Consider the following 17,807-nt stretch of genomic DNA (forward strand, 5'->3'; position numbering starts at 1 on the left):
ACCGAACACCGAACACCGAACACCGAACACCGAACACCGAACACCGAACACCGAACACCGAACACCGAACACCGAACACCGAACCCTGAATCCTTGGGTTTTTAGATGTTTAGACGTCCGTTGACTTTTTTTAGTAAACAGATAACAATAGCAGCCTATTTTCAAGGTGCTTGCTAAACACTTCAATGATGTGATTTTTTTAGTAGGATAATCGGGAAGTTGGTGCGTTTTCATTGATGAAGTCAATCCCAACACTGCCCCCGCAACGGTAAAGTTATGCTGTATTAAATTATGGTAACTGAGTCCGGAGACCGGCCTTGATTTAATCTTACTTACTAACATCTTTGCGGTGGGCAGAGATAGGGAACATCATGATAAATAAAACTGCATTGGGTGTGGCTATTTCGGCTGCGCTGTCTTTTTCTGCATCTGCAGAACAAACCATTGAAAGAATAACCGTTACTGCAAATAAATTTGAACAATCAATCAATAATGTACTTGCCAGTGTTAATGTTATTGAACGCATAGATATTGAGCAAGGTAATTACCGAGATTTACCCACACTTCTAAGTACTCAGGTAGGCTTTCAAATAAACTCAAATGGCGGCTTTGGTCAAAACGCTGGTGTGTCCTTGCGTGGTACAGGCTCTGGTGATACGTTAATTTTGATTGATGGTGTTCGTACCGGTTCTGCAACGCTTGGCCAAAAAGCATTGAGTAACGTGCCTTTAAATAGTATTGAACGCATTGAAATAATTAAAGGGTCACGTGCCGCTGTCTATGGCTCTGATGCACTTGCTGGTGTTATTAGCATTATTACGCGTGAGTCAGATAACCTTTCTGTTAGTGCAACATTTGGTTCAGACGCTTACCAAGATTATCAAATGGCAGGCTCTGTAAAGTCAGGCGATATGAGGAGTGCATTTAATGCAGGTTTTGAAAAAACAGATGGTTTTGATGTATTGCAAGGTGTAGCGCCAGATGAAGATGGTTATGAGAACAAAAACCTCGGTTTTAAAGTAAATTATAATGATGCACAGTACGGTGATTTTAAGTTATTAGGTCAATACAGCGAAGGCTTTGCTGATTACGATAGTCGCTTTAGTCCTGCCGATAGCACGATTGAACGCAATGACTTTGAAAATTATCAATTGTCTGCTGGTTGGAATAAAAACTATAAAAATCAGTCTCACGGTGTTGATATTGCACTTGTAACTGATGACTCAGATAACACTTATGTTAATTTTTCCACTGGTCTGCCAGTCACAAGTACGTTTATAACTCAGCGTACTCAAATTGATTACAATGGCCAATATCGTTTAGATGATACTTTAAATATTAGTGGCGGTATTAACTGGTATAAAGACGATGTGTCGCGCAGCTCTCAAGTATTTATTGAAGATAGTCGTGACGTGCTTGCAGTATTTGTAGGTGCCTATTACGATACAGATAAGGTACTTGCTAATCTAACTGTTCGCCAAGATGATGATGAACAGTTTGGTGATGAAACAACGTATACCGCGGCAGCGGGATATCATTTATCGAGTAATGCAACATTCCGTTTAAGCCAGAGCACAGGGTTTAAAGCGCCTACCTTTAACGATTTATATTACCCTGATTTTGGTAACCCTAATTTACAACCAGAAAAGTCCGTTAACCGTGAGCTTGGCTTAAATGTAGACTTTGATATTGCGCAAGTTGATGTCGCTATTTTTAGAAACGACATTGAGGATAAAATTGATTATGATGCAAACTTTGCATTAGCTAATATTGACGAGGCTCGCTTTGAAGGGGTTGAATTTAGTCTTTCTCAGCAGGTTTTTGGTTTTGATAGTCACCTTAATTTTGCATATTTAAGTGCGCAGAACAAAGAAACAGGCGCAGAGTTGCGTAATGTTGCTAAGCGTACATTTAATTGGGAGCTTAAAAAACAGTTTGGTGACTTTGATGCGCGTATCGATATGCAGTATCGCAGCGATCGTCAAGGTGCACAAACCCACTTAGGCTCTTACACACTATGGAATTTAGCGGGTAATTATCAAGTTAATCAAAATATTGAAGTATCGCTTCGCGTAGAAAACCTGTTCGATAAACAGTACAACGCCGTTGATTCACATCTAAGTTCTACAACAGCTCAAGCGTATTACTATAATACACCAGAACGTCGCTTGTTTGCTGGTATAAGCTATGAGTTTTAATTACTGAATTAGCACATATAATAAATGCCCGAATTTAAATCGGGCTTTTTAATGTGTTATTCCGTTAAAAACTCGCTAAATTCGGTTTCAAACTTGTGCAATTTTTGCGCAATTAAAATACTACAGTAGCCTTGTTCTGGGTTTTCATTGTAGTAGTCTTGGTGAAAACTTTCAGCAGGGTAAAAAGTGGTTGCTGGGCTCACCTCAGTTACTATAGGTTCGCTAACATGACTTTGCAGCTCTGCAATAACTGCCTGTGTTTGTACTTGTTGTTGCTCATTATGATAATACACAACGCTGCGGTATTGAGTGCCTATATCGTTACCTTGGCGATTTAGTTGTGTGGCATCGTGTAGGGTAAAAAACATCGCGAGTAAGGTTTCAAAGCCGATAACACTGGCATCAAATTCAACCTTAATTACCTCTGCATGGCCACTGTTGCCAGTGCAAATAGTTTTGTATGTTGGGTTATCGGTATGTCCACCAGTATAACCAGAGCAAACACTGAGTACACCTTTTACACGCCTAAATGCTGCATCAATACACCAAAAACAGCCGCCGCCGAGTGTTGCTACTTGTGTGGTCGAACTCATAAGTACTTCCTCAATTGTTAGGGATATGTGCACTGAATAAAGCGCCGTAACAGCTAGTTACGACGCTCTAAGTGACTTAGATCTCTTTAAGCGGTTTTTCAGCGGCTTGCTTATCAAGTTTTTGTTGTAAAAACTCAGGTGATTGTGTGTTTCGCGCTAGTGCGTAATAGGCCGCTGGCACTACAAACAGAGTAAGTATGGTGGCAACCGTTACGCCAGTAAATACCACCACACCAATTACCATTCTACTTTCCGAGCCAGGCCCTGAGGCGAGTACCAAAGGTACGGCACTCATAACCGTTGTTAGGGAAGTCATAATAATAGGGCGCAAACGCTGTGTAGCCGCTTGTAAAATAGCCTCACTAAATTCTACGCCTTTATCACGTAACTGGTTGATAAATTCAACAATCAGTATACCGTTTTTAGCACTTAACCCAATGAGCATAACAATGCCTATTTGGCTGTATATATTAAGTGTTAAGCCCATACTCCACAGGCCAAACATAGCGCCCATTAACCCAAGTGGAACGGTGAGCATAATAACAAGCGGATGCATAAAGCTTTCAAACTGAGCAGCGAGCACTAAAAAGGTCACGGTCAATGCCAGCACAAACACATAGGTCATGGCTGAGGCACCTTCATAAAACAATTGCGACTCACCTTTATAGTCAATGGCACCATCAATGTCGTTTTCCTCTGTGGCAACCTTGTTTAAAAAGTTTAGTGCTTGTTCTAGCGTGTAACCATCAGCGAGGTTGGCACTTAAAGTAATTGCACGCATTCGGTTATAGCGGTTTAAACGCGAGGCGGTGGCTTCTTCTTTTAAGCTAATAAGGCTATCAAGAGGAATAAGTTCTCCGCTACGTGATTTTAGGTATATATTTGAAATATCAGTCGGGTTGGCAAAGTCTTGTTTTGTGCCCTTTAAAATTACATCGTATTCTTCACCGCGGTCAATAAAGGTGGTTACACGGCGTTGGCCAAGCATGGTTTCAAGTGTACGACCCACATCAGAGACTGATACGCCTAAATCAGCGGCTTTATTTTTATCAATACTGACTAAAAACTGAGGGAAGGTTTCTTTATAATCATGATCAATACGCACTAATCCAGGGTTTTTCTCAGCGCGTTTAATAATTCTATCTCGCCAATCTGCAAGTTGGGCATAATCATTACCTTGCAAAACAAATTCAATAGGGCGAGATGAACCACCTCCGCCAATACCACGGCGCATAATAGCAAATGCACGGACATCGGTGACCTCTTGCATTTTGCCGCTTATTTCATCCATGACTTCCCATGTTGAGCGTTTGCGTTTATCCCAATCAGCCATGCCAACAATAGCCACGCCGCCACTGCCACCCCAACCAGGGACTCGTACAAGCACTCGACTTAGTTCGCCAGATTCAGAATAAGGCATTAAGCGCTCTTCAATTTTTGCCATATTGGCGGCATTATTCTCATAACTAGCGCCTTCAGGGCCATTCATAAGCACAAAGAAAGTGCCACGGTCTTCTTTTGGCGTGAGCTCTGAGGGTATTTGTAAAAATAATGAATAACTAACAAACCCAGCCAAAACTAAGCTCAGCATTAAGCCCCATTTACGGGTCATGTTTGACGCTAAAGCGTTACGGTATCCATTTTCTAATTTAGTAAAAAAACGGTCCATAACTTGGCTAAACTTACTTTCTTTTTCAGATGCTTTTAACACTTTTGAACACAGCGCCGGAGAGAGTGTTAATGCAGTAATGCTGGAGAAAAACACGGCAGCACTTACCGCCATAGCAAACTCTGTAAATAGTGCGCCAATTCGTCCTTCCATAAACACTAATGGTACAAACACGGATATAAGCACTAAGGTGGTGGCTATAATTGCAAAGCCCACCTCACGTGCGCCGCGATAAGCTGCCAATAAAGGCGGCTCCCCAAGTTCTATGCGGCGGTGAATGTTCTCTAGCATTACAATGGCATCATCGACCACTAAGCCTATTGCTAACACCAGTGCTAGTAGCGTTAATAAGTTAATTGAATAACCCATTGCTAATAAAAACATAAAACTACTGACTAGAGCGACCGGTACTGTGACCGCGGGAATAAGAGTGGCGCGAATGTTACCTAAAAATATAAAGATAATAAGCACGACTAACCCCATAGAAATTGCTAAAGTTTTATAAACCTCATTAATTGACTCTTTAATAAATACCGAAGAATCATAACTGTCTTCTATGGTGGTGCCTTCAGGTAAATTACGTTTTATTTTTTCCAGTTCACTGCGGGCGTTATCAACCACAGTTAGGGTATTGGCTTTGGCTTGTTTAACAATACCCATACCAATCATATTACGGCCATTACCTCGGAATAAACTTTCATCATCGGCGGCTTCTAGTTTTACGTCAGCCACTTCGCCTAGACGCACTAAATAACCATCTTCACCTCGTTTAATAACTAGGTTTTGAAAATCACGTTGGTTTTTATAGCTGCGGGCAGTGCGAACGGTAAAATCACGATCAACTGATTCAATTTCACCGGCCGGAAGTTCTACATTTTCACTACGCAGTGTTTGCTCAATATCACTGGAGGTAATACCACGGGCGGCCATCGCTTGGCGGTTAAGCCATACTTTCATGGCATACTTTCGCTCCCCCCCAATGCGCACATTCGATACGCCATCAACAACGGCTAATCGGTCTACAATAAAACGCTGTGCATAATCAGAAAGTTGCAATGAATCCATGGTTTCGCTGTTAAGTACAAACCACGCGATAGGGCTTTCGTCACTATTTGATTTTGATACTTCAGGAGGACGTACTTGTTCGGGTAGGCTATCAAGTGCACGCGCAACACGTTCACGCACATCGTTGGAGGCATCATCTATGTCGCGGCTAATATTAAACTCAATGGTAATGTTTGAGCGGCCATTACGACTCGATGAGTTAATACTTTTAATACCTTCAATACCCGAAATACGGTTTTCGATAACTTGGGTTATTTTTGTTTCAATAATTTCGGCAGATGCACCGGTATATTCAGTACTAATATTGACAATCGGTGTTTCAATATCTGGATACTCACGCAAAGGCAACATGCTAAAAGCAACTAAGCCAAAAGTGAGTAACAGTAAGTTAATAACAATCGCAAAAACGGGGCGTTTGACGCTAGTATCGGTAATTTTCACGTGTTACCCCTTAACGCTTACTTTACTACCAGAGCGGATTTTGATTATTCCCTCGGTAACAATCTGCTCGCCATTACTTAACCCTTTGTCTATCGCTACCCAGCCATTGTTTCTACTTGCAACATGTACTTCTTTACGATTTGCTATGCCATCTTCAATTTGAAAAACGTAATGTTTATCTTGCAGAGGAATAATGGCCTTTTCAGGGACCATCAGCGCTTGATTGCTGCTTAGCTCTAGTGCTGTTTTAAGTAGCATACCAGGGCGAAGTAAACCCGATTTATTAGCAAAACTTGCTGTTACTTCTACACTGCGAGTGATTGAGTCGATACGTGAGCTTATATGGGTTACTTTACCGCTGAAGGTTTGATCAGGGTAAGCATCGTTTTGAGTGCGAACAATCATTCCGTTTTTCAATTGAGCTAAATACTTTTCAGGCACTTTAAAATCAACTTTTATAATACTAATGTCATCGAGGGTTGTGATCACGGTACTGTTATTGACATAAGCACCCACCGATATTTCGCGCTTCCCCAGTAACCCAGAAAAAGGCGCGGTGATGGCCATTTCATTGAGTTTGGTTTTAGCACTTTCAAGTTGTGCTTCGCTGGCATCAACGCGAGCGAGTTGTTCTTCAAGCAATGACTTGGCCGTCGCTTGCGAGCGAGAAAGCTCGGTTAGTCTGGCTAATTGACGTTTTTCTTCTTGTAAATTAATGCTAAGTTCTTTTACTGCAAATTGTTCTTGTTGGTTTTGCAGTTGTACTAATTTTTGTCCTTTGCTGACCAAGTCGCCATCTTCAAAGTAAATGCTAGTGACATAATCGTTTTGGGCGCTTTTAATGTAGATAGCCTGATTAGCACGAGCACTGCCAATGGCTTCAATCATAATTGCGTTTTCTTGCGATCTTACCGTGTGGGCAGAGACTTGCGTTGTCATTGCCGAGTAATTGGCTTGCTCGCCCTGTGATGCAGGAAAATACAAATAAACGCTAAAAATTATTAGTAACGAAATAATAAATGGAAATAAGGCTTTACCTGATTGTTTAGAGTGCATTGTTTTCATACCTGAAAATAGATTATAAGTATTGTACGAAATCAGGACAAAAAAAGGCGGTTATGTATCTCATTAATTTGTGCGTTAAGCGTAAAAATAACTGATACTTAGTCATTGCGCATATTTAACAGTAATAATGGGAGTTAATTGATGAGCTTTAAAACATCATGCAAACGCTGTTTAACGCTGAGAAAGTTAGTATTGTGGGCTATTATTATGTTTATATTTTATATGGCGTTTTTTTCAGTATGGCTAATATAAATAAACAAATACTAAAATACCGAGCGCAAGGCGCTAAAAATGGAATTGAAATATTAGTGGTCGGCAGCATTGGCTTGATTATTATCATGCTGTTTAATTTATTACGCCCAGGCGAAATAAGTATTATCGAAACTTTTTTAGTAAGTTTATGTATTGCTGCAATTTTAATTGGCTTTTTTAAAACACAAGAACCTTTTTATAGTATTATTTTAACTGAGCAGCAATTAATATATCAGCATAAGTATGGACAATGGCATTTACACCCAGAGAATTTGCACCATTGTGGTATACCTAATGTTGATAATGGCATTGATTACCTTGAGCTTAATGCGATTGGTATTAAGTTAAATGATATAGATTCATTCTTGTCTGCTTTAGCTCCAAGAATTGCGGGTAAATTGTTGATAGAGCAGCGACACTTCTTTATGCAAGTTGTTCAAAAAAATTGCAAAAATGGGCATTGCCCATCAGAATGGTTAGTTGAAGATAATAAATATAGGTCAAAAAAAGGAATTGACTATAATGGGCTCATAGCGATGTTTGCTAATAGGGCTAAGCATCTTCAGCTTTTAACAGGGTATGACTTACTGTTACCAGCGAGTGTAATAGAAAGTGATATTTGGGAATTTAGCGCAAATTTAAATAAATGGAAGCGCGATCCCTCTCAGTTTATAAAGTCGCAGTGTGAATAATAATATAAGCACTCACTGCGGGATTAGGAATAACTATGAGCCAAAACAGATCTTTCATTAAAAGTGGTCGAAACACCATAATACATAAAGACAGAAAACTAGATTTAGTGATTGTTAATGGTGAGACTCACCCTAAAATTAAAGTAACAAGCAATGGTCTTGAGCCATTTAAAGAAGAACTGCCAAAAAACCGCCGAGATGCAAAAGAGCGTTACCTCGATGTTGTTTATATTACAAGTGCTGATGTATTTAGCGAAGAAAAACAATTGTTGTTTATTCAATCCTTAGATGGCCGCGAATATAAAGTAGATTACAGTAAAGTTGGCACTAAATTATTTGTTCGTATTCATCAAGATAGTTATTTATAATTTATAATGGCATTTTTTTTGCTTAATAGTTTTATTAGATAATTTTAAGACAAAAAGGTGCTGAGTATGAAAGCAATTTCGTTAATACCACTTATGTCATGTTTGCTTTTGGCTGCATGCGGAGGGGGAGGCGGTGCTGATAACAGTGATATAAAAACATCAGTATTTGCAGGTAACGATCTTCAAGTTGTAGAAAAATCAGAGTTTACTATTTCTGCAAAAGGCTCTCCTGCAGATGGTACATTTACTTGGCAGCGTGTAAGTGGCCCTATTATAGATGTGTTTCCGCTTGAAGGGGCTGAACAAACCATTACTGCACCAGATGTAAAGTCTGACAGTGAACTGGTATTAAGAGTTAGCTATCAAACCTCAGATGGCAGCTTAGTGAATGACGACTTGAGTGTTTTCATTGCCTCTAATAATCAGCTTCCTCTTGCTGTTGTTACTCAAGTTGCTCCTGCAAACTTGCCCTCAGTTTATAAGGATACTGTAACTCTTAGTGGTTTAACTTCCACAGACCCAGATGAAAATGGCGAAATTAGCAGTTATTTGTGGCAATTATTGTCAGGGCCGGATTTAACAATTGATAGCTATACCAATCCAACGCTTAGTTTTTCTCATCCATTATTAGAAAATAACACCAACTTAAAATGGCAGCTCACCGTAACAGATGATGAGGGCGGAGTATCTGCATCACAATTTGATATGACCCTTAATAAAACAGCTCAAGTGATTATTGCCGATGCAGGCGCTAATCAAACAGTAGAAGAGTTTGATAAGGTTATTTTAGATGCCACTGCAAGCGAAGCGGCAACTCAATCTTATCAATGTATGTGGCAACAACTTACCGGTAATGCAGAAACCCTGATTGAATCACAGTCATGTACTGCCAGCTTTTTTGCCTCTGATATTGATTTAAATGCAACGCTTAGCTTTGAAGTACAAGTTATGGACTTAAAAGGGCGCACCGACACAGATACCGTATTTATTGATGTAACACCCAAAGCGCTTGGGTTAATAAATGATACAGGGGTAGGAGAGTGTTATAACAATACTCAGCGAATTAACTGTAATAATGATGAATTTCCAGCTCAAGATGCTGATCTTGGGCGCGATAGTTTTGCCAATCGTTTAGGTAAAGTGGGTAAAGGGAATCTGGCTTTTGATTACACCAAGCTTAATGAGTTTGCCGATGAGCTTCTCGATGATGCGCAAAACTTTAGCTGTATTCGTGATAATACTACCGGCCTTGTTTGGGAAGTGAAAAGCCCTTATTCCGGTGTGTTACCAAATACCACTTTACGAGATGGACAAAACCGCTATATTTGGCAAGGGACTGTCAATAGTGGCGATGTAGCGGGTAGTGATAATACCACATGTCCGAGCAATACTGATTGTGGCTTACAAACCTATATTGATGAAGTTAATGCGCTTGATTTTTGTGGCGGCAGTAATTGGCGTTTACCTACTTATACTGAGTTGTTAGGCTTAATTGATTACGGTAAACAAGGGCAAAATGTATTGATAGATACTGCATTTTTTCCTAATACACCATCGACTAACAGTGTAGGGCATTTACGTTACTGGACCTCACAGACCGCGGTTGATGGTGCCAGTTTATCTCAGGCTTACACTATCGATATGATGGATGGCAATGATTTAGCCTATCCAAAAGATAATACCGCTTACGTGCGCTTAGTTAGAAATCGTTAAGGTGATTATTATGAAATTAATTAAAGTCTCTATGTTATTAGCCTTGGGATTATGCCAGTCACTTGCAGCGCAGCAGTGTTATGAAGAGGTAGCGACTAGCGATGATACCGACCGATTTGTGATTAATATTGATGGCACTGTGTCAGATACTAAAACAGGGCTAATGTGGCAGCGCTGTAACTATGGTCAAGTTTATAATAGCGAAACAACTAGCTGCGATGGTGATACTCAACCATTAAACTGGCAGGCCTCACTTAAAGGCGCACTGAATGACACCACGGCAAATTATAACGACTGGCAAGTGCCGAGTATTAAAGAGTTAGCTAGTATAGTAGATCACCGTTGTACCGATCCAAGTATTAATGCGGGTATTTTTTTAGCAACGCAGTCGCAAAATTATTGGTCTAATACCTCGGGTATTAGCAATATAAATTCGGCATGGGTTTATCAATTTTCCAGTGGTTTAAATAGCTTACATGCTAAAACAAGTAACGTATATTTACGCCTAGTACGCTATGAGAAGTAGTTAATTAATATATTAGCGAATCTAAAAATGCTCTTTTATTTACGGTTAGCCTTTTTATTTACACTATTTTAATAATAAAGCCTGGTTGTAGTTGTCACCTAGGCTATTTTTTTGCCATTATAGGCCGTGAATTAACGACCAAGGACTATAAAGGTGTATTTAAGCTATTTTGGTTTACAAGAAAAGCCATTCTCAATTTCGCCTAATCCCCACTACTTATTTTTAAGTGAACGCCACAAAGAAGCATTAGCACACCTTACCTATGGACTAGGTGAAGACGGTGGCTTTGTGCTGTTAACTGGTGAAGTGGGTACGGGTAAAACCACCATAACACGTAGTATGTTAGAGCGACTGCCTGAAAATACCCAAGTAGCCATGATCTATAATCCTGCCTTATCAGAACTTGAACTGTTAGCCAGTATTTGCGATGAATTACAAATAACTTACGACGCCAAAAATGCCACGCTGAAGAGTCTAACGGATGTGATTAAAAAGCACCTCGAGTTTAATAATAAAGCGGGGGGGCATACTATTTTAATTATTGATGAAGCACAGCTACTTGCCCCCGATGTGCTTGAACAACTTCGCTTATTAACCAATATCGAAACCGACCATAAAAAGTTATTACAAATAGTATTAGTAGGGCAGCCTGAGTTACAGGTACTTCTAAAGCGAAATGAGTTAAGACAGCTGGCACAGCGTATTACTGCTAGGTATCACTTGTTAGCGCTAACACCAGGGCAAACCATTGCTTATATTCAACATCGGCTACATATTGCAGGTTGTGACAAGAAAATATTTTCAATGGAAGCGATGCAAATGGTGCATCAGCTCACAGGCGGCGTGCCACGATTAATGAACCTGGTGTGTGAACGCGCATTAGTAGGGGCATTTTCCAAACAGCAAGAAATTGTTGGCAGTGATATTGTTAAGCAAGCGGCGAGTGAATCTTTACCTATCGACTTTATTGTTACAAATAATAAGGAGAGTAAAACAGGTTCTATTTGGCCTTATAGTGCTGCTGCGTTAATGCTTTTTGGTGCAGGAATTGGCCTGTCATTTATTCTTTAGTTAGGTGATTCATGTCTTATTTATTAGATGCGTTAAAGCAGTCAAAGCACGATACCATGAGCGCAGAGCAATATGACTTGCAAGCGCAACAATTAAAACAGCAACGCCAGTTGATGGCCTATCGTCGAATTAGTTTTTTACTCGCAGGAAGTTTATTGGCAACGGGTATATTGACCAGTGGCTTTTTTGTCGGTAAGTGGCTGCAACAAGAAAATGTAGCCGTAAAAAATGAGGTTGTTCAAAATGACCTTAGTCAAAAAGACTCAGCAGTAGTAGAAAAACCAACAAGCCCAGAGGAAGTAAAAAAAACGGTTGCTCAAGCAGTAACAACCCCTCAAACGCCCCTTGTTACAACTGCGCCTAACAATTCTGTGCCACTGGCAGGGCAATTGGTTTATGTACAAACCCCAACGGGTGTACAGCAAATGTTGCTTACGCCACAAGGGCAATATTTACCTATGAGCGTTAATCAAGCGTCTCAAGGGCAAACGCAAAATTTCTCGGCGCAGAGTAACGTTTCATCTAGTTTTCAATCACCGAGCAACCAACCGCAAAGTGTACCAACTCAATCAACGAAAAGAACACTCAGTGCCGATGAGTTGAGTAAATACAAAGTGTTAGGTAAACCACTTAATCAAAATGTGCCTGCCCAGCCAGAATCAACCGCTGAACTAGATACGGTTCCCGACACGCTGAAAAATGCGTTTGCGCAAGCCGTTAATGACACAGAAACAACAGCCGACTACGAAGTAACTCAAGGCTCTCGTCATTCATCACGAGTACAACCCGTTGAGCTACTTCCTGATGGCCTACAAAGTATGTTGCCAAGCATTAAATATCAGGCGCACATTTATTCTTCAGCGGCGGATAAACGCTGGATAAAGCTCAATGGCAGAGAGCTATATGAGGGGGAGTCTATTGGTGCGTTGAAGGTGTTAGAAATAGCGCCGGATCAGAGCGTACTTGATTTTGATGGCTATGAGTTTAGCTTAAAAGCCCTGCAAGATTGGCCACAATAGTGGCCAATTAACTAAAGATAGAGTGCTTATAAAAGCCCTCTAAATCTATATTATACTCTTTGGGTTTTATTGCTGACTCAAGCGTGTCTTGTGTTCTTTTGCTTGATAAGTCAATATCTTGAACTTCAGTGTAACGCCCATGTTTGGCATTAAAAAACGTTTTTACGACTGGTTTTAATGGTGTTGCAGGGTTACTTTGGGTCACCAGCCCCACTTTTTGGCTGGAAAGTTTTACCAGCGTGCCCACAGGGTGAATACCAATGCATTGAATAAACTTATTCAGCAGCACGCCATCAAAGCTATCTGGGCAACCTTGTTTTAATATTTTAAACGCCTTAATTGGCTCCATACCCGCTTTATAAACGCGTTCAGCGGTTAATGCATCATATACATCAACAATAGAGGCCATACGAACGTATTTGCTTATTTCATCGCCTTTCTTACCAAAGGGGTAGCCTTTACCATCTAAGCGCTCATGGTGCATACCTGCGATATCAACAGCAATCCCCGTTAATCCTGCGTCTTCTAGTATTTTTTTGCTAAAGCGCGCATGGTTTTGCATCACTTTAAATTCTTCGTCACTATAGCGACCTGGTTTGTTGAGAATCGCGTCAGGTATTTTTATTTTTCCCATATCATGCAATAGGGCACCTGTTGCAAGTTCTTCAATGATTGGTTTTTCAATATTGAGATGTTTTGCAAAAATACTCATTAAAATAGACACATTTATCGAGTGCTCTAATAAATAGGCATCTTTTTGGCGCATTTGCGTAATGCACGCCAGCGCATCTTGATTTCTAAAGACGGAGTCAATAAACCCGCTAGCCAGCTCCCTAAAAGGAGCAACATCAACAGTGCGGCCAGATTCTATATCGCCAAATGCTTTGGTTTGTAAGTTTTTTGCTTCATCGTAAAGCTTTTTAGCTTTATTCATTTCTTGCTCAGCGCTGTGGGTTATTAACCATGGATCGCGCTTTTTGATTTCGTGCTTAGTTGCAGGCGTTGGTTGTGTTTCAGGTTCTTCAGAGGTGAGCATTTTATCAGGATCGATTTCAACCTTTAAAATGCCAGATTTTATTAATTTATCAATTCCACTTTGAGTTTTAACCCAGCCTTGGTTTTTTATTCTAATATTGCCAGTTTGCTTAACAACTTTTTGTACAAACATACCAGGTTTTAGCTGTGTAGTCGGAATGGTTTTCAAAGTGAACTCTAATTAACAAATATGATTAGTGAAAGTAACAAATAAATTCACATTTAGAAATAAAAAAAGGCATCAAATTGATGCCTTTTTAATTAAATGATGACTATTATCTATTCATCATCTTCAACAAGCGTCATCAACGAGGTGTTACCGCCTGATGCCGTTGTATCGATACTGATTGTTTTTTCAGTAATAAGGCGCTTAATTAGCGTGTCGTAATACTCTGAGCTGATCACTGGCAGTATTGCGCCTTTACGTTGTGCAAGCTGTTGGCTGAAGTAGCCTAAGCGAGAAGAACGTGCAGCAACTACCGCACCCGCTAGGTGAGGGTGTGCCAATATAGCTTGTAACTGGTTTGGTTTAGCTACTTGGAAAACACCTTCAGCAACGCCGGTTGCAATAAACTTATCTCTAAAGGCAACCGCTTCGTCGTAAAATATTTCAGATGCAACAGTAATTACCGTATTACCAGCCGCTAGTGCGGTAATAATAGACAGTGCCCAAAAGTTAAATGAGGTGCTTTTATCTGCGTAACAAACCACACAACCACGAGCTTCAAGGTGAAGTGTATTCGACTCACCTGTTGGCCCTGGCAATGTTGTATATTTACGCATGTGCTTTTCTAAGCGGTTTAACTGAGCGCGAGCATCGGCAAGTGTTAACGCTAAATCGTCCGCGAGGTCGTCAATAATTTCAACAGTCGCTACTTTCGCTAATAACTGACGTACCGCAGAAACACGGTCATTCAGTGGCGTTGCACGCCAGATTTTTTCATCGCGCATAGAGTTAACCATTAGCTTTTCTACTTGCTCATTTGCGCCACTGTAGTGGTGTAAATCAAGCTCATCTGGCGTTAGGTTAGTCATTTGTACGTTATCTGGTGAAGCTTTTTCTTTTATTAGACGTTGTAGGTAGTTTGGTCCACCGGCTTTAGGGCCAGTACCAGAGAGTCCACGGCCACCAAACGGTTGCACGCCAACAATGGCACCAATCATATTACGGTTGATGTATACGTTACCTGCGCGCGACATTTTCGCTAAATGTTCACAACGTTCTTCAATGCGAGAGTGAATACCCATTGTTAAGCCGTAACCCGTGTTGTTGATTTGGTCGACAACATTATCAAGCTCACTCGATTTAAAGCGGATAACATGCACACAAGGGCCAAATACTTCACGTTTTAATACCGATAAGTCTTTAATTTCGTATAAACGTGGTGCAAAGAAAAATGCGCCATTTTCGCTGTTATCAGGAATTTTACACTCATAGTGAAGTGTTGCATTACCCTTTAGGTATTCAACATGGTCGTTGAGTGTTTTAAGCGCTTTTTCATCTATTACTGGGCCTACGTCTGTAGAGAGTAATGATGGGTCGCCAATATGCAACTCAGCAAGTGCGCCTTTAAGCATATCGATAATGCCATCAGCTACGTCTTCTTGGATAAAGAGTACGCGTAATGCTGAACAACGTTGACCCGCACTTTGGAAACCAGAACTGATAACATCATCAACAACTTGCTCAGGAAGCGCTGTTGAGTCAACAATCATACAGTTTTGGCCGCCAGTTTCTGCAATTAAAGGCACCTGAATATCGTTACGTGCCGCTAATGTTTGCGAGATAAGCGTGCCCGTTTCAGTTGAACCTGTAAACATAACAGCTTGAATACGCTCATCAGGAACAATGGTTTTACCCACTTCGCTACCGCGAGCAATGACAGGTTGTACAACGTGCTCAGGTAAACCAACTGATAGCATTAATTCAATAGCACGAAGTGCGATTAAGCTGGTTTGCTCTGCTGGTTTTGCAATAACCGTGTTACCGGTAACAATGGCCGCTGCAACTTGACCCAAGAAAATAGCGAGCGGGAAGTTCCATGGGCTAATACATAAAATAACACCACGGGCTTCAAAGCGCTCATCTTGCGCAAGCTCTTCAGCACGGGCTGCGTAGTAACGACAAAAATCAACGGCTTCACGTACTTCATCAATACCATCTTGTGCTACTTTACCTGCTTCTTTAATACAGATAGCTACAAGCTCATCGTGATGGCGCTCTAAAATATCAGCAACGCGACGTAATAAATTGGCGCGCTCTTTTACCGGTGTTTGTGACCATGATTCAAATGCGGTTTCAGCGTTGGCTAGCAACACTTTCATTTCATCGCTATTTTGTAATTTTATATGGCCAATAATTTCTTTATGGTTTGCAGGGTTTTTAACTGCCAACGCGCCTTCTGGTACTTGGCTTTCATCAATTAAGTGCTCTTCAAACCAAGTGTCTAAATTTTCTTTAAACGGGGTGATCACGTTAATATCAGTTAAGTCCATACCTTTTGAATTGGCACGTTCTTCACCGTATAAATCAATTGGCATTTTTATTTGCGTGTTGTATTTATTACGTAAACCTTGCAGTGTTTCAACAGGATCTGGTAATAACGCTTCAACCGGTTTTGTGGTATCCACAATGGCATTTACAAATGATGAGTTAGCGCCATTTTCTAGTAAACGACGTACAAGGTAAGCAAGTAGGTCTTCGTGTTGGCCTACCGGTGCGTATACACGGCACTGAATTTTTTCTTCATTAACGATTTGGTCAAATAAAGATTCACCCATACCGTGAAGACGTTGGAATTCAAAACCTTGGTTATCACCTTTGGCCACTTCTAAAATAGTCGCTGCAGTGTAGGCGTTGTGAGTTGCAAATTGCGGGTAAAGTACATCACGTGCTTCAAGCATTTTAATCGCACACGCTTTATATGATACATCCGTGGTTGCTTTACGCGTAAACACCGGGAAGTGATCTAAACCATCTTGTTGTGTGGTTTTGATTTCTGTATCCCAGTATGCGCCTTTTACTAAACGCACCATCATTTTGCGACCCACACGGGTTGCTAGGTCGGTTAGCCATTCAATAACAAAAATAGCGCGTTTTTGATAAGCCTGAACCGCTAAACCAAAACCTTGCCAATCGCCTAAATCGTTATCGCTAAATACTGCCTCAATAACATCAAGAGAAATATCTAAACGGTCAGCTTCTTCTGCATCAACAGTAAAGCCGATATCGTATTTTTTAGCAGCAAGGGCTAGCTCTTTTAGTTTTGGAACGATTTCTTCCATTACACGCTCTCTATGAGTAAACTCATATCGAGGATGAATAGCCGATAACTTTACAGAAATACCTGGGCTTTTTATTGGGCCACGGCCATTTGCGGCTTTACCTATAGCATGAATCGCATTCATGTAGCTTTCAAAGTAACGCTTGGCGTCTTTCATTGTGCGAGCACCTTCGCCTAGCATATCGTAAGAATATACATAGCCTTTTTGCTCTTTTTCAGCAGCACGCTCAATCGCTTCGTTAATGGTACGGCCCATTACGAACTGTTTGCCCATTATCTTCATAGCAAAGTTAACAGACTTACGTATAACTGGCTCGCCTAAACGACCAATGATTTTTTTGAGTATGCCAAACTGTTGCTCTTTAGTCTTATCGTTATAGTTAACCATTTTACCGGTTACTAATAATCCCCAAGACGAGGCATTAACGAATAAAGAGTCGCTACTACCTAAGTGAGAGCTCCAATCGCCGTTTGCTAATTTATCACGTATTAATGTTTCTTGAGTTGCTTTATCAGGAACACGAAGCAGCGCTTCGGCTAAACACATTAATACCACACCCTCTTCACTCGATAGTGAAAATTCATTTAATAGCGCATCAACACCGCTTTGACCGTCTTGGTCTTTACGAATGTTTAAAACTATTTGGCGAGCTCTTTCCCATGCACGGCTTCGTGCTTTAACACCGACTTCTGCAAGTGGTAAAATGTGATCAATAACCGCATTTTCATCTATACGGTAAAAGTCACGGATCTTTTGTCTGATCGGACAAGTCGTTGTTAAATCGCCATTGAATAACATAAGCAACCCTCAGGAGT

12 protein-coding genes and 1 riboswitch are annotated in these 17,807 nt (G+C 40.6%); of the genes, 7 read left to right on the forward strand and 5 right to left on the reverse strand.

Translation table 11 applies throughout. The annotated features are described in order from the left end of the window. Nucleotides 1–147 precede the first annotated feature (147 nt). Nucleotides 148–335: riboswitch (cobalamin riboswitch) on the forward strand. 36 nt (nucleotides 336–371) lie between these two features. Then, entirely contained in the window at nucleotides 372–2,198 is a 1,827-nt protein-coding gene (locus MTN97_RS00290; RefSeq protein ID WP_248473284.1) for a TonB-dependent receptor domain-containing protein, read from the forward strand. Nucleotides 2,199–2,254: 56 nt separating this feature from the next. Here MTN97_RS00290 and msrA read toward each other — a convergent pair whose 3' ends face one another. The 3 genes from msrA to MTN97_RS00305 form a co-directional block, all read right to left on the reverse strand. Further along, a complete protein-coding gene (gene msrA / locus MTN97_RS00295; protein ID WP_248473287.1) occupies nucleotides 2,255–2,791 on the reverse strand; it encodes a peptide-methionine (S)-S-oxide reductase MsrA in 537 nt (178 codons plus the stop codon). A gap of 76 nt (nucleotides 2,792–2,867) precedes the next feature. Continuing rightward, on the reverse strand, nucleotides 2,868–5,966 hold the full coding sequence (locus MTN97_RS00300; RefSeq protein WP_248473288.1) for an efflux RND transporter permease subunit: 3,099 nt from the start codon (nucleotides 5,964–5,966) through the stop codon (nucleotides 2,868–2,870). A 3-nt stretch (nucleotides 5,967–5,969) separates the two neighbouring features. Beyond that, entirely contained in the window at nucleotides 5,970–7,022 is a 1,053-nt protein-coding gene (locus tag MTN97_RS00305) for an efflux RND transporter periplasmic adaptor subunit (protein ID WP_069438550.1), read from the reverse strand. 248 nt (nucleotides 7,023–7,270) lie between these two features. On the opposite strand from MTN97_RS00305, the gene MTN97_RS00310 reads away from it, so the two are divergent. From MTN97_RS00310 to MTN97_RS00335, 6 genes are all read left to right on the forward strand, one after another. Then, nucleotides 7,271–7,975: a DUF2982 domain-containing protein gene (locus MTN97_RS00310; protein WP_248473290.1), complete on the forward strand. Its 705-nt coding sequence runs from the start codon at nucleotides 7,271–7,273 to the stop codon at nucleotides 7,973–7,975. A gap of 35 nt (nucleotides 7,976–8,010) precedes the next feature. After that, nucleotides 8,011–8,343 (forward strand): hypothetical protein, encoded by a 333-nt coding sequence (locus tag MTN97_RS00315; RefSeq protein WP_069438552.1) that lies wholly within the window; start codon nucleotides 8,011–8,013, stop codon nucleotides 8,341–8,343. A gap of 66 nt (nucleotides 8,344–8,409) precedes the next feature. Continuing rightward, nucleotides 8,410–10,056: a DUF1566 domain-containing protein gene (locus MTN97_RS00320; RefSeq protein ID WP_036979711.1), complete on the forward strand. Its 1,647-nt coding sequence runs from the start codon at nucleotides 8,410–8,412 to the stop codon at nucleotides 10,054–10,056. Between the two features lie 10 nt (nucleotides 10,057–10,066). After that, nucleotides 10,067–10,582, forward strand: a complete 516-nt coding sequence (locus tag MTN97_RS00325; protein ID WP_016899354.1) for a DUF1566 domain-containing protein — start codon at nucleotides 10,067–10,069, stop codon at nucleotides 10,580–10,582. Between the two features lie 153 nt (nucleotides 10,583–10,735). Beyond that, a complete protein-coding gene (locus MTN97_RS00330) occupies nucleotides 10,736–11,653 on the forward strand; it encodes an ExeA family protein (RefSeq protein ID WP_248473291.1) in 918 nt (305 codons plus the stop codon). An 11-nt stretch (nucleotides 11,654–11,664) separates the two neighbouring features. Continuing rightward, nucleotides 11,665–12,672 carry a general secretion pathway protein GspB gene (locus MTN97_RS00335; protein ID WP_248473293.1) on the forward strand — a complete coding sequence of 336 codons (1,008 nt, stop codon included), beginning with the start codon at nucleotides 11,665–11,667 and terminating at the stop codon, nucleotides 12,670–12,672. Nucleotides 12,673–12,679: 7 nt separating this feature from the next. Here MTN97_RS00335 and MTN97_RS00340 read toward each other — a convergent pair whose 3' ends face one another. Both MTN97_RS00340 and putA read right to left on the reverse strand, forming a co-directional pair. Further along, nucleotides 12,680–13,876: an HD-GYP domain-containing protein gene (locus MTN97_RS00340; RefSeq protein ID WP_248473295.1), complete on the reverse strand. Its 1,197-nt coding sequence runs from the start codon at nucleotides 13,874–13,876 to the stop codon at nucleotides 12,680–12,682. Nucleotides 13,877–13,986: 110 nt separating this feature from the next. After that, the gene (putA, locus tag MTN97_RS00345; RefSeq protein WP_248473297.1) at nucleotides 13,987–17,790 is read right to left on the reverse strand and encodes a bifunctional proline dehydrogenase/L-glutamate gamma-semialdehyde dehydrogenase PutA; all 3,804 of its coding nucleotides are present in this window, start codon (nucleotides 17,788–17,790) and stop codon (nucleotides 13,987–13,989) included. Nucleotides 17,791–17,807: the final 17 nt, after the last annotated feature.

This window comes from Pseudoalteromonas sp. 2CM36K (assembly GCF_023161865.1).
Taxonomy (GTDB): domain Bacteria; phylum Pseudomonadota; class Gammaproteobacteria; order Enterobacterales; family Alteromonadaceae; genus Pseudoalteromonas; species Pseudoalteromonas tetraodonis.

What these genes read in the sequence shown, in the direction of transcription:
- MTN97_RS00310 (WP_248473290.1), top strand. Translation starts at nt 7,271, where the DNA reads ATGGCTAATATAAATAAACAAATACTAAAATACCGAGCGCAAGGCGCT.
- MTN97_RS00315 (WP_069438552.1), top strand. Translation starts at nt 8,011, where the DNA reads ATGAGCCAAAACAGATCTTTCATTAAAAGTGGTCGAAACACCATAATA.
- MTN97_RS00290 (WP_248473284.1), top strand. Translation starts at nt 372, where the DNA reads ATGATAAATAAAACTGCATTGGGTGTGGCTATTTCGGCTGCGCTGTCT.
- MTN97_RS00305 (WP_069438550.1), bottom strand. Translation starts at nt 7,022, where the DNA reads ATGCACTCTAAACAATCAGGTAAAGCCTTATTTCCATTTATTATTTCG.
- msrA (WP_248473287.1), bottom strand. Translation starts at nt 2,791, where the DNA reads ATGAGTTCGACCACACAAGTAGCAACACTCGGCGGCGGCTGTTTTTGG.
- MTN97_RS00335 (WP_248473293.1), top strand. Translation starts at nt 11,665, where the DNA reads ATGTCTTATTTATTAGATGCGTTAAAGCAGTCAAAGCACGATACCATG.
- putA (WP_248473297.1), bottom strand. Translation starts at nt 17,790, where the DNA reads ATGTTATTCAATGGCGATTTAACAACGACTTGTCCGATCAGACAAAAG.
- MTN97_RS00325 (WP_016899354.1), top strand. Translation starts at nt 10,067, where the DNA reads ATGAAATTAATTAAAGTCTCTATGTTATTAGCCTTGGGATTATGCCAG.
- MTN97_RS00320 (WP_036979711.1), top strand. Translation starts at nt 8,410, where the DNA reads ATGAAAGCAATTTCGTTAATACCACTTATGTCATGTTTGCTTTTGGCT.